The following is an 11,573-nucleotide window of genomic DNA, read 5'->3' on the forward strand; positions in this document are numbered from 1 at the left end:
AGTCTATGCGCGCCCGCGACCCGGCGAGTAATGGGGCGAGGGCAGCGCGTCGCCGTCGAGATGGTCGGTCAGCCTCTCGACGGACAGGACGGTCATGCGGGTCATCAGTTGCGACACCTGCATGATCTGGGCTTCCTTGAACTGCACGACGATGCTCTTGGTCTGACCCGGGTCGAACGAGATGAAGTGCTTCCGCCGAACATGGTAGACGGCGCGCGGGACGTTGCCGTCGTTGCGGACCTCTACTCGCGCATGTGGTACGTCGTCTGCGGTCTTCGGCTTCAACCGCGCCATCGCGTCGTCATAACCGCGGCTCATTACCGCCTCCCGTCCCCTTCCCTCAGTTTGTCGTGAGCGATCTCGTAGTCTAGGTATGCGAGCAGCACGCGCTTCTCTTCCCTTGAAAGGCTATGGCAGTCGCGCTTCAGCTCCGCCAGCAACTCCGGGTCATTGACCTTGTCGCGATATCGGTACCGATCTCTGGTCATTGCACCACATCAAAGTAGAATGCTGCCGCGAACGCCGTACCGATGATGATTGCGAGCAGCAGTGTTCAGTGTTTCAGTCATGCGCGTTCACCGATAAAAATGACCGGCGAGAGCATGCGCTACCCTCGCCGGTCGTTCGTCGCCGGTGACAACCCGGCTCCATCTCGTCGCGAGGCGGAAGCACCCCCACGAGCATTCCGGGTTGTTTCATGTGCACCGACACTCCGGACTTGTCGGCGCCCAATGGCAGGTGTTGACCATCGGGGACGCCCCCGGCCCGCGGATCGCGAAATACGCACGGCCGGAGATCGCTGAATGAGGTGATCGGCGGAGGGCATGTCACCATCCGCGTGGGGCGACGCGCGCCTCCGCCGACCTTCTTCCTGACGCACGCGGAAGATCGTCACGCCGCTGCCCTCATCTTCCGCCCGATATCCAAGCCGAGCACGGCCTCGGGCGATGCATCGGGGCGGCGTAGGATGTGGATGCCGTCTTCGGCGTAGCGACTGATGGCCGCTTCCTCGTCCCGTTCGAGTTGCAAGATGCGGGCACGGCTTTCGACGATCTGCGCTTCGCGCTCGTCACGCGAGAGCGTGTCGCCCTTCGGCTCGGGCAGCATGTCGGTCAACCGCTGCACCAGTTCATCGCGATCAACGCCCGCCATCCACATGCCGATGGCAATCAGCCTGACATGGGACATCTGATCGAGGTTGACCGTGCCGTCATAGGTCAACCTGGCTTCGCCGTTTGTGACGGCGACGCGCGGCTGCCCCTTCGTAAGCATCTGATCGACCCACGCGGCAATGATCGCTTCCTGCTCGTCACGCGGCGACGCGGCCCGCTCGATTGCGAACAGTTGAGTTCGCGTGTTGATGATATCGAGCCGGATGGCTTCAACCGCAGCCTGCGGTGGTTTCGCGTCGTCCGTCAGCCGAACGCGGGACGATCTCACATACGCCGCGATCTCCGTGTTGTATGGCAGCTTGCCGATGAAGGAGCGCAGGTTGTGGAGCAACTGCGTCGTTGCTTCATACCGTTCGCGGTGACGCGCCTGCGCCCCTTCGAGTTCGGCGAGTTCGTCACGGTCGATCTTGTGCCCCTGTGCCATCTGCCCATGAACCTTCGCCAACCGATCTTTCGTCGAGTTGGCGAGGGTCCGCGAGTCCTCGGCGATGATCTCAAGCGCCCGGAGCTTCTTGCCGACATGGTCGGGCAGCTTCGCGGGTTTCGGCGCGCCGACGGGCCGCATGGTTTCGATTGAGGTTGTACTGACCTGCTGGTTCATTAGTTGCCCTCCTGCCATGCGGTTTCGAGACGCTGGTGGTAACGCTGCCGTGCCTGATCGAGCGTCGGCGGATCGCCGGCTGCGGTCGCGGCCTTAAATGCGCTTTCGGTTGTCATCGCGCCGAGTACGTTCATGGTCGCCGTCAGCTTCGATGCATCGGCGACGACGGCGGGCGGCTCCTGCTTCCATGCATCGGACAGACGCTTGTCATACGCGGCCTGCCGTTCTGCGGCAGCCTGCTTCTGCGCGTCCGTGAGGACGGCGGAGCGAGGACACTGGAACGCCGCATCGATCACAGGTGTGCCGTCGCGAACGGCCTTGGCCGCGGCGATGACTTCGGCGTCGGTCGGCTTCGGCTTACTGTCCATCATCATCATGGGCACGCGGATGGTGGCGCCGTCAGGAATGACATTGCCGTGCTCGTCCTTCCATCTGCGGCGGCGGATGACGTTGCCGTGCGGGTCGATTGTGACGGCTTCGCCGTCGTTTAAGTGAAGAGACATGGTTTCAACCTCCTAGGGGGGTAAGACGGGATCGACTGAATTGCTGGAGCGCCCGCCATTCCGACATGATCGCGTCGGCGCGTGCGGGTTCGAGAGCGGGGTCGGACAGATAACCGTTGTTGCGCGGCCCACCGAGGCAGGCGACGGCGACTCCCGCGCATGCGTTGGCCAAGTCATCGTGGCCTCCGGGTGCATGGTCGATCGAGTCGCGGCCACCCCGTGCCGTGCGGCGTTCAAGACCGACCAGCTGGTTCAGCAGACGGTCGTTGTCGATCAGATCGAGAAGCTTCGAATTGATGGCGGGCAGCAGATCGCGGTACAGATCGGACTTCGGTTTGGCTGACGGTTCGTAGATAATCCCGAACTTGCGGAACGGCTCGCGCGCCCATTCCCCCGCATATCGGTCGCCAATGATGCGGTTGACGCCATAACTCTTGAGCAGGGTCGCGAATTCCTCAACCACCGCCTCGGGACTGAACGGCGGCTTCCGTTCGCGGAGCGCGTCGATAATCACGCCTTCGCCCTCGCGGTGGCCGATTGCGAGGGTCATCGAGTCGGCTGAGCCACCCGAGGGATCGACGAAAGCGTGGTAGCGTTGACCGGCGACACGCGGTCGCTCCCGCACACCGTGCGCAATGCAGGCTTCGACCGCTTCCCGCGTCAGAAGCTGCTCAACGTCGGTTCTGAACTGTGCGCCGTATTCGGCGGCAGCGGAGGCGGGGTCGCGTTCGGTGGCTTCCTCAATGACACGGCGAGGAACGGTCGGGTTCATCGTCAGCGTGGGAGCCTGCCAGACGAGGATCGGACCGGGCTTACTGTAGTAGCGCCGGTGCGCGTCCCACAATGCACCGCGGCGTGCATATGGAGACGAGGCGCACAGGAGCATGGCGTTCGGGATGGTCGCCATGCCCGGTCGCAACGCGGCGATGATCTCACGGTCGGGGTCGGCCGCATCGTCATCAACCGACCAAAACGCGATCTCGTCGCACAATGCGGCGACGAGCGTATAACCGCGGGTGCTCCTGAATGACGCCGTACCAACTTCGATTGAAATTCGATTCTTAAGGTCGAAGGCATCTGCCGTTTCGCGTTCAACCATGCGAGACAGCAACGGCACTTCGGTCAACAGCGCGCGCAAATACCGAAATATCGTCCTGGCCTGCTTACGGTCGGCAGCGAGGATCAGGATCGTGCCGCGTTCACCCGGTGCAAGGAAGCGGCGATAGTCAAAGAAGCATGCGAGGTAAATGGCGATCAGTGCAAGAATGAAGCTCTTGCCACCACGGCGACCGATAACCAACCAAACCTCGGCGGCAACCGATTGCGGGGGTTCATCACGTCCCGTGCATTGCCGGTACAACTTCAACTGTTGCGGCGTCATGGGCAGCGTAAACAGTGCAGCGAGGAAGGCCAGCCATGCGTCCCAACTATCGCTGCGATTGAACCAACGCGCGAACAGGGCATGGTCGGCAATGGCGTCTAGGATTGAGATCGCTGGCCTGACTGACTTGTCGATCAACCTGACGCGCTTCATTCCGCAGCCTCCATGTCGAGGATGCGGACTCTGCCATTGCGTTTTGACCGCAGGTATTCGTTCAGGTCGGTCGCCTCGTTGACCAACTTGGCCTTGCGGCCCTTCGTCGTACCAAGCGTCTCAAGGAGCCTGCGCAGCGTATTGCTGCCGCGTTGGTACAGTTCGAAGTCGCGATCCTTCACGCCATCCTCAATCGCGAACTCGCTGTCCATCTGTTCGAGGACAACGGTCAGGGTGGCGACGCGGCGGATGAGTGTGAGCTGAGCCTCTGACAGATGATCGGCGCCACCCAGGTCGCTGACATGCGCGGCGATGATGTCTTTGTACCGTCGCGCAATCGCTGACCGACCGTCGATATCCATCAGCACGGATCGACCGTTGGTCAATGCTGACCGTAGTTTCGACCGTTCGACCCTGACCCTTGGCTGACTGCGCATGTATCGCAACCCACGAAACAACCTCTAGTTGTTGTCATAGGAATGCAGACAGGAATGCAGATGGCCAGCGATTTCAGCTATGTACGAGTATTTTTGTCTTTCGACATCTGATATTTTGTTAGATGCGTCGTTATTTCCGAAGGTTCTGCAACTATTTAGTGTGAATGTGACGTGTTTGTGGTAGCGCCCCTATCGGGGGTATTTCGGGCCTGTCAGACCACCCCTTGCGTGTTGTCGAGGGGTTCGATCCCGCTCCTTTTGTTCGTTTCGATGTCCCGGTGATTTGTACTTATTGCCGATCTCGTACCCCCTGTTCCGACACCCAATGATCGCGCGAGGTGATCGCGAACGCATGACGTGTCACCTTGCCTATCCCGTGTCCCTGCACCCCTTGTTCTAGCTTCTCTATGTTCGGGTTCGCGTATCGATGCGACGGCATCTTGGTGTCCCGGGCTCTTGTCTTACTCCGGCTCGCGCTCCGAACGGTTATGCCTCTTGCTGGGCTTTAACCGCACGCGCGGGGTCTTGTTCAGCCTGACGCGCGGCACTTTCGGTTCGGTATTGTCGACCACGACTTTCAGGTGGCGGCCCGGAGCCTGTTTTGACTTTAGCCCGCCATGCGCATCCAGCCATGCGGCGAACTCAGCGCCTGTGCGACCCGCCTTCGCACCGATGAAAGCGCGGTAGGCTGCGTACAGCGTCGGATAATGGTTCAGGTGCGAGAGCATACCGCGCCGTTCGTCTTCGACCGTGGCGTTGATCTCGGCGATCATGGCGCTGGCTTCGTCGATCCTGTCCAGGTATTCGCAGACCTTGCGCGCGGCATAGCTCCATCGCTCATCCCGATCCGGGATCGGCGGCAGCATATCGGCCGAGGGCTTCTTTGTCTGATAGACGAGGATATCGTCGTCGGTCAGGTTGCTAGGCCGCATATCATCCTTTCTCATAACTCAGCCTCCAATCACCTCGTTACCAACAGCGAAGCGAAATCTCGCGGCAGCGATATTCTTCATATCTTCTGTTTGGTAAGAGATATCTGTAGTAACTATTGTAATAGGGGATGCAGAAACGCCGATGAAATCGGCACAACCGCCGCTTTTTCTTGACACCTGCGCGCATATTGCTTGACACCTGCGCGCATTCTTTCGCCGGATCTTGACACCTGCGCGCACGGTTATCGTCATTTCTTGACACCTGCGCGCATTTTCAGTTGAAGCGATTGCGTGCATTTGCCTGATCCTGCTGCCTTTCCTCGCGTTCACGGCGAGCGTTGCCTTTCATCATGTAAACAAGCCGCTTGATAGCCTCATCCGGCGCGTTCATGAGCAACGAAACTTTCGCCGGGTCCGCGTCGAGCAGTTTCTCGAACAATTTGATCTGCTTCCGCGATAGTCCGGCCTTACTAAGTGCCGTCAGCCGGTCGGCGGTGGCATAGTCGCCGTCGTGTTCGGCGACAGTGACGCGGTGTTCAACCGGGTCTTCCTTTTCCTTTGATACGAACCGGACCATTCGGTCGCGCACTCCGACCGTCATGTCATATCGCTCGGCCGCGTCGATTTTGCGGTGCCAGAGCGCGCCGGTATCGATCTTGTCGAGCGCAGCGTTGACCGCGTCGAGCGCACGAATGACGGCCCGGTACTTGACCGAATAGGACTGGCGCGGGTCAACACCGACGCGCTCGCATAACTTGTCGAAAGGCATGGCCTTGCGGTTGCGCTCTTTCGTATCGATGCAACGCAAGAGCATCCACAGCCTGACCGCGGCAATAGAGCGAATAGGAAGGGGAAGCAGGATCGGCACGAACGGCGGTTCCAGCCATGCGCCGGAAACAGCGACCTCGAAATTCTTACGATCTAGCTGACGGACATGCAGGATGCAGGGAGGCAGGCCGAGCCCAGCGGGCTCCTGCTGCAAGCGATCGAGAATCGATTTGACCGCGCGCCTGTTCTTGTCGCATCGCGACAGCCCGGCAAGTTCAAGCACCTTATTGGTGGTCAGAACAAGCCGGATGGATTCTGGCGGAGGCTCTTTGCGCAGCCGCTTCTTCGCCTGGCTGTATCCGTGCGCACCGGCCTTCTTAAGTCTGGTTCGCGTCGTCAGGGTATCGGAGTGCCCGACCTTCGTGTCGTAGACGTGATATCGCTCCGGTGGCTCAAGGTGCTCACCCCTTCGCCGCGCCTTTTTGACTTCGGTCCATTGATCGCGAAAGAGCCTGTCCTCGCCTCTCTGCGAGTCGATAGAGTTGGCGCCGGCGGCCAGAGCCCTTTCGTGGATGTCGTCACCGTGACGCCTCCGCGCCTCCGCGAGAAGGCCGAGGGCGACGGCGAAGTCCATCGCTTGCCAACCGAGTGTCGCGCAATTTGCCGCTACCGTCTGCGGCAGAAATGCAAAGGGTGTCTCGACAACTACCGGGGCAGGCCGGTTCAGCCGAACGCGCTCCATCTTATCGGCCTCCCGCGACTCGCCGGAGAGGGTTGTATGTGACCACGATATCGCGTCCGACAAACCCCCAGTGCAGCTCGAATCCACGCTGCACAAAATGCTGCTTAGCCTTGTCGAGGCATCCGCAGAGCGTTGCCGAATGCCGCGCGTCACGGACGAGACCAATACGGCGCTCCAATTCGGCTGTTCCGATCAGCAGTTCGCCGCGCGCAAGCACGATCTCTCCGCAGAGCCTTCGCACGATTAGGTCGGAGCGCGGCATCATCGGCCCCCTTTCTTTGCGGGGCGACGACGTTCGACCTTTGCTTCGCGTTCGGCTTTGGCCGCAGCGAACAACTTTGCCTTGAGCGCCGTGACTTCCTCGGCGTCGTGGTAGACGTCTGCCTTCGGGCTCTTGAAGAGCCGAATAGGGGTCAGGAGGCCTTCGCGTTCGAGCCGCTTGATCGAGTCCACACTGGTGTCGAACTCGTGCGCCGTCGTCTGACGCTTCTGAAGCAGTCTGCGCTTTTTGGGATCAGTTTCGGCGATTGCTGCCTGTGGCATCCAACGCACTCCAGTCAGGGGAGCGGGGCTCCCGGTGACTGGCGTTGGCTATCCGTGATCGAGGACAACCCCGTATTGGCGACACAGCGGTAGGCCAGTGTTGAAACATCTGTGCGGCACGTCGGGACAGCGGCATGTCAGAGCGCCGCGTCGAAACGCATGACCCGTTTCGATGATTTGAGAACGCCCGTCAATCCCCTGCATTGCGTGGCGTCGCATCGTAACCCTGTGGGGAAGCGCACCCCACGGTATGACAATGCAGAAACAATGCAGACGGAGAATGGCACCTCGACGGAGAATGTCAAGAAGTGCCTGATTTTATTGGTGCCCCTGGCCGGAATCGAACCAGCACGACCTTGCGGCCACCTGATTTTGAGTCAGGCGCGTCTACCAGTTCCGCCACAGGGGCTACGCCGCGACAAGACGCTTTCGGGCGCGGGGAGGGCAAGAGCCCGCCCGGCGGCAGACATAAGGGGATCGATCCGGCCGATCAAGCGGATTTGCGGCCGGGTCCGGCGCAGCGTCTGAGTCTGCGCGACTTGATCGCGGCCCTGTGTCTTGACGGACGGACCGCTTTCCCGTGAATGCGGGACCGATCCGAGGTGTCGCCGGGACCCTTCATGAACGACATTGCCGCTACCTTCGACCACATGAAGCGCAACGAGCCGGTCCAGCTCGCCGCGGGCGCGGTGGCGATCCTGGGCCTGGCCACCATTCTCGGTGCCTGGTTCTTCCAGGTGGTGATCGGCCTGCCGCCCTGCCCGCTCTGCCTCGAACAGCGCTACGCCTATTATTTCGCGATCCCGCTTGCGGTGATGGTGCTGCTCGGCGTGTCGGTCGGCGCCTCGCGCAAGGTTCTGTTCGCGGCGCTCGCGGTGATCGCGCTCGGCATGCTGTGGAATGCCGGGCTCGGCGCCTATCACGCCGGCGTGGAATGGAAATTCTGGGAAGGACCGAAGGACTGCTCGGGTACGCTGTCCGATCTCGGCACCGCCGGCGGCCTGCTGGACAAGCTCAAGGACATCCGCGTGGTGCGCTGCGACGAAATCCCATGGAGCTTCCTCGGCATCTCGCTTGCGGGTTACAACGCCGTGATCTCGCTGGTGCTGGCGCTGATCGCGGGCTGGGGCGCATGGCGTGCGTGGCTGACGCTGCCGCCGCGCGAGAAGCTGAGCTGACGTACACGAGCCTCACGGTTCCAGTTCGGTGTCCCAGTAAAGATAGTCCATCCAGCTGTCGTGCAGATAGTTCGGCGGAAACATCCGCCCGTTGCGGTGCAGGTGCTGCACGCTCGGCTGGAACGGCATCTGCGACGGAAACATGTGCGCTTCGGCCATCGTCAGGCTGCCCTTGCGCAGATTGCAGGGCGAGCAGGCGGCGACCACGTTGTTCCAGGTGGTCATGCCGCCGCGCGAACGCGGCACCAGATGGTCGAAGGTCAGGTCGTCGGCGGCGCCGCAATACTGGCAGACGAAGCGGTCGCGAAGGAATACGTTGAAGCGCGTGAAGGCCGGATGGGTCGAGGGTCTGACGAAGGTCTTGAGCGAGACCACGCTGGGGAGCTTCATCTCGAAGCTCGGCGACCGCACCGCGCGGTCGTAATTGGCGACGATGTTCACACGCTCCAGAAACACCGCCTTGATCGCGTCCTGCCAGGACCACAGCGACAGCGGATAATAGCTCAACGGTCGGAAATCGGCGTTCAGGACCAGAGCCGGAAAACCAGCGGGCGAGACGTGGACGTTCAAGCGATGGCGCTCCTTTCAAGCACCGCGACCAGTCCCTTATGTATAGGGGAGCGTGACGGGAATGTGAAGGCGCCACCAAGGGCTTACCGCGAGTGCGTTATGGCTTCTCCCGCGCGCGGCACTTTCCCCCTAAAGGCCGAATCGGCGCGCCAGGAACTCGCCGCCGTGTCGCAGCCCCTCCTGGTCGATGCCGTGGCCGATCCCGTGCGAAATGTGCCACTCCACCGGCACATCCAGCTCGGACAGCGACGAGGACGCGTGGAACAGCGCCTGGACCGGGATCAGTTCGTCGCGATCTCCGTGGACCAGCAGGATCGGCGGGCGCGACACGATCTCGCCCGCAACCGCCTCGGGTGGCCCGTCATTGGGCATGACGAACATGCCGGAATAGCCGACGATGGCAGCCGGCGCGACCGGCCGGCGCAGCCCGGCATGCAGTGACATCATGGTGCCCTGGCTGAAGCCCACCAGCGCCAGTGCCGACGGCGGCAATTGCCGGCGCCGCAATTCCTGATCGAGAAACGCCTGCAAAGCCGGGGCCGCCTGATTTACCCCGACCCAGCGCTCGTTTGGATCGCGGAAGGTCAGGCCGAACCATTGCCGGCCGACCGGTGCCTGACCACACGGCTCGGGCGCATGCGGGGATACGAAGGCCGTGTCCGGCAGGATCGGTTGCCAGGCGCGCCCGATATCGATCAGATCGTTGCCGTCGGCGCCGTAGCCATGCAGGAACACGACGAGACGTTTGGCTGCGCCGGATTTCGGCTCAAGGCTTGGTCCGGACAGCACCGGGACGTTGGGTCCGGCCATTGCGTTTTGCTTTCTCGGTTGCTTTTCGTGCGGCCGATTGCGCGGTCGCGGATTTCGGTCTGGCTTCGACGGCGATACCTTCGCGTCGTTTGATCACATGATAATAGCCCCAGAGCAGATGCGCCGCCACGCCGCGCCAGGGCCGCCATGCGTCGCCGATGGCGGCCAGCTCCTTGGTCGTGGGACGCGCTTTCAGACCGAGCGCGATGCGTGCCGATTCCTGCAAGGCGAGGTCGCCGGCCGGCCAGGCATCGGCGTGGCCGAGACAGAACAGGAGATAGATGTCGGCGGTCCATGGGCCGATGCCGTGCATTTCAATCAGGGCGGCATGCGCGGCATCAGCGTCACTTTGTCCAATGTGGTCGAGGTCCAGTTCGTCCCTGGCGATCGCGGCCGCGATCGCCTTGATCGATTTGATCTTGGCGGCGGACAGGCCGAGCCGCCCGAGCCGGTCGGCGCGGGCACGACGCAGTGTGTCGGGATGGAACGGGTCGAAGGCCGCCTGCAGCCGGCCCCAGATGGCGCTGGCGCTTGCGGTCGAGAGCTGCTGTCCGCAGATGATGCGCGCGAGGCCGGGAAATCCGGGTTCGCCGCGGCGAAGCGCGGGTTCCCCCGCTTTCTCCAGAACCGGGATGAGACGCGAATCAGCCTGCACCAGTTGCGCGAGAGCCGCGGCGAGGTCGGACTGGGTGTGGAGGAATTGGGTCATGACGTTGCGGCATACTCTGTTTCCCGCTCCCCTTGCGGGAGAGGGTGGTTCCGAGCAGAGCGAGGAACCGGGTGAGGGGTTCTGAGCCCGTGTTTGTCGAACGATACCCCTCACCCGGCTCGCATCTTCGATGCTCGCCATCCTCTCCCGCAAGGGGAGAGGGTAGACCGAATTCGCCGCTAGGCCTTACCGATAGATGACGCCACCCGTTTTCCGCTTTGCGCCGTCGCCCAACGGCTATCTGCATCTCGGCCACGCGCTGTCGGCGCTTTTCAACGCCGATCTCGCGGCCGAGGCGGGCGGACGTCTGCTGCTGCGGATCGAGGATATCGACCGCACGCGCTGCAGGCCGGAATACGAGCAAGGGATCACCGACGACCTCGCCTGGCTGGGGATCGGGTGGGAACAGCCGGTGCGGCGGCAGTCGGAGCATTTCGACGCCTATCGCGATGCGCTGGCGCAGTTGCAGGCGCAGGGCCTCGTCTATGCGAGTTTCGAAAGCCGGGGCGACATCGCGGCCCTGGTCACGGCGCGCGGTGACGGATGGCCTCGGGATCCGGACGGCGCGCCGCTTTATCCCGGCAGCCGCGACGCCATGAGCGAGGCGGAACGGACGGCGCGGATGCGGTCCGGCGAACCCCATGCGTTGCGGCTCGATATGACAGCGGCGCTCGCGCGTGCCGGTCCCCTGCGATGGCGCGAGCAGGGAACCGGCCCGGGCGGTGAGAGCGGGATCGTCGATTCACGGCCGCATGTTTGGGGCGACGTGATTCTCGCGCGCAAGGAGATGCCGACCAGCTATCACCTGTCGGTGGTGGTCGACGACGCGCTGCAGGGCGTGACGCATGTCGTGCGCGGACAGGATCTGTTCTGGTCGACCAGCGTGCACCGTTTGCTGCAAAACCTGCTGGGTCTCCCGCAGCCGGTTTACCGGCACCATCGGCTGATCCGCGATTCTGCCGGCCGCAAGCTTTCGAAATCGACGCAGGCGACCGCGCTTCGTTCCTTGCGGGCGGGCGGTGCGACGCCGGCGGATATCCGGCGCATCGTGGACGTGCCAGAACCGTGAGTGGA

At 62.4% G+C, this 11,573-nt stretch carries 15 protein-coding genes and 1 tRNA gene; 3 read left to right on the forward strand and 13 right to left on the reverse strand.

The window, feature by feature from the left end; translation table 11 throughout:
• Window positions 1-3 precede the first annotated feature (3 nt).
• The 8 genes from AB7F49_RS02080 to AB7F49_RS02115 form a co-directional block, all read right to left on the reverse strand.
• On the reverse strand, window positions 4-318 hold the full coding sequence (locus tag AB7F49_RS02080; RefSeq protein WP_428519800.1) for a hypothetical protein: 315 nt from the start codon (window positions 316-318) through the stop codon (window positions 4-6).
• Window positions 318-488 carry a hypothetical protein gene (locus AB7F49_RS02085; protein WP_428519802.1) on the reverse strand — a complete coding sequence of 57 codons (171 nt, stop codon included), beginning with the start codon at window positions 486-488 and terminating at the stop codon, window positions 318-320. Before AB7F49_RS02085 ends, AB7F49_RS02080 begins: the two co-directional genes overlap by 1 nt.
• Before the next feature lie 403 nt (window positions 489-891).
• Complete coding sequence (locus AB7F49_RS02090) at window positions 892-1,773, reverse strand: hypothetical protein (RefSeq protein WP_428519804.1); 882 nt, start codon at window positions 1,771-1,773, stop codon at window positions 892-894.
• Complete coding sequence (locus AB7F49_RS02095; RefSeq protein ID WP_428519806.1) at window positions 1,773-2,276, reverse strand: hypothetical protein; 504 nt, start codon at window positions 2,274-2,276, stop codon at window positions 1,773-1,775. Before AB7F49_RS02095 ends, AB7F49_RS02090 begins: the two co-directional genes overlap by 1 nt.
• 4 nt (window positions 2,277-2,280) lie before the next feature.
• Window positions 2,281-3,810: a hypothetical protein gene (locus AB7F49_RS02100; RefSeq protein WP_428519808.1), complete on the reverse strand. Its 1,530-nt coding sequence runs from the start codon at window positions 3,808-3,810 to the stop codon at window positions 2,281-2,283.
• Window positions 3,807-4,172, reverse strand: coding sequence for a hypothetical protein (locus AB7F49_RS02105; RefSeq protein ID WP_428519810.1), 366 nt, complete (start codon window positions 4,170-4,172; stop codon window positions 3,807-3,809). The genes AB7F49_RS02100 and AB7F49_RS02105 overlap by 4 nt, the downstream gene beginning before the upstream one ends.
• Window positions 4,173-4,708: 536 nt before the next feature.
• A complete protein-coding gene (locus AB7F49_RS02110) occupies window positions 4,709-5,194 on the reverse strand; it encodes a hypothetical protein (RefSeq protein ID WP_428519812.1) in 486 nt (161 codons plus the stop codon).
• 259 nt (window positions 5,195-5,453) lie between these two features.
• Window positions 5,454-6,047, reverse strand: coding sequence for a hypothetical protein (locus tag AB7F49_RS02115; RefSeq protein ID WP_428519814.1), 594 nt, complete (start codon window positions 6,045-6,047; stop codon window positions 5,454-5,456).
• A 66-nt stretch (window positions 6,048-6,113) separates the two neighbouring features.
• Between AB7F49_RS02115 and AB7F49_RS02120 the strand changes: the two genes are divergently transcribed.
• Entirely contained in the window at window positions 6,114-6,731 is a 618-nt protein-coding gene (locus tag AB7F49_RS02120; RefSeq protein WP_428519816.1) for a hypothetical protein, read from the forward strand.
• A gap of 219 nt (window positions 6,732-6,950) precedes the next feature.
• On the opposite strand, the gene AB7F49_RS02125 is transcribed toward AB7F49_RS02120, so the two are convergent.
• Together AB7F49_RS02125 and AB7F49_RS02130 are read right to left on the reverse strand one after the other, a co-directional pair.
• Entirely contained in the window at window positions 6,951-7,232 is a 282-nt protein-coding gene (locus AB7F49_RS02125) for a hypothetical protein (RefSeq protein ID WP_428519818.1), read from the reverse strand.
• 322 nt (window positions 7,233-7,554) lie between these two features.
• Window positions 7,555-7,641 (reverse strand) — tRNA-Leu (locus AB7F49_RS02130).
• Between the two features lie 211 nt (window positions 7,642-7,852).
• Here AB7F49_RS02130 and AB7F49_RS02135 point away from each other — a divergent pair.
• Window positions 7,853-8,410, forward strand: coding sequence for a disulfide bond formation protein B (locus AB7F49_RS02135; RefSeq protein ID WP_428519820.1), 558 nt, complete (start codon window positions 7,853-7,855; stop codon window positions 8,408-8,410).
• Window positions 8,411-8,422: 12 nt separating this feature from the next.
• Here the strand turns inward: AB7F49_RS02135 and AB7F49_RS02140 are convergent, their stop codons facing one another.
• From AB7F49_RS02140 to AB7F49_RS02150, 3 genes are all read right to left on the reverse strand, one after another.
• Entirely contained in the window at window positions 8,423-8,980 is a 558-nt protein-coding gene (locus AB7F49_RS02140) for an HNH endonuclease (protein ID WP_428519822.1), read from the reverse strand.
• Between the two features lie 129 nt (window positions 8,981-9,109).
• Window positions 9,110-9,790, reverse strand: coding sequence for an alpha/beta hydrolase (locus tag AB7F49_RS02145; protein ID WP_428519824.1), 681 nt, complete (start codon window positions 9,788-9,790; stop codon window positions 9,110-9,112).
• On the reverse strand, window positions 9,747-10,499 hold the full coding sequence (locus AB7F49_RS02150) for a DNA-3-methyladenine glycosylase family protein (protein ID WP_428519826.1): 753 nt from the start codon (window positions 10,497-10,499) through the stop codon (window positions 9,747-9,749). Before AB7F49_RS02150 ends, AB7F49_RS02145 begins: the two co-directional genes overlap by 44 nt.
• Before the next feature lie 196 nt (window positions 10,500-10,695).
• Here AB7F49_RS02150 and gluQRS point away from each other — a divergent pair, with 196 nt between their 5' ends.
• On the forward strand, window positions 10,696-11,568 hold the full coding sequence (gluQRS, locus tag AB7F49_RS02155; protein ID WP_428519828.1) for a tRNA glutamyl-Q(34) synthetase GluQRS: 873 nt from the start codon (window positions 10,696-10,698) through the stop codon (window positions 11,566-11,568).
• Window positions 11,569-11,573: the final 5 nt, after the last annotated feature.

This window comes from Pseudorhodoplanes sp., assembly GCF_050250235.1.
GTDB lineage: Bacteria > Pseudomonadota > Alphaproteobacteria > Rhizobiales > Xanthobacteraceae > Pseudorhodoplanes.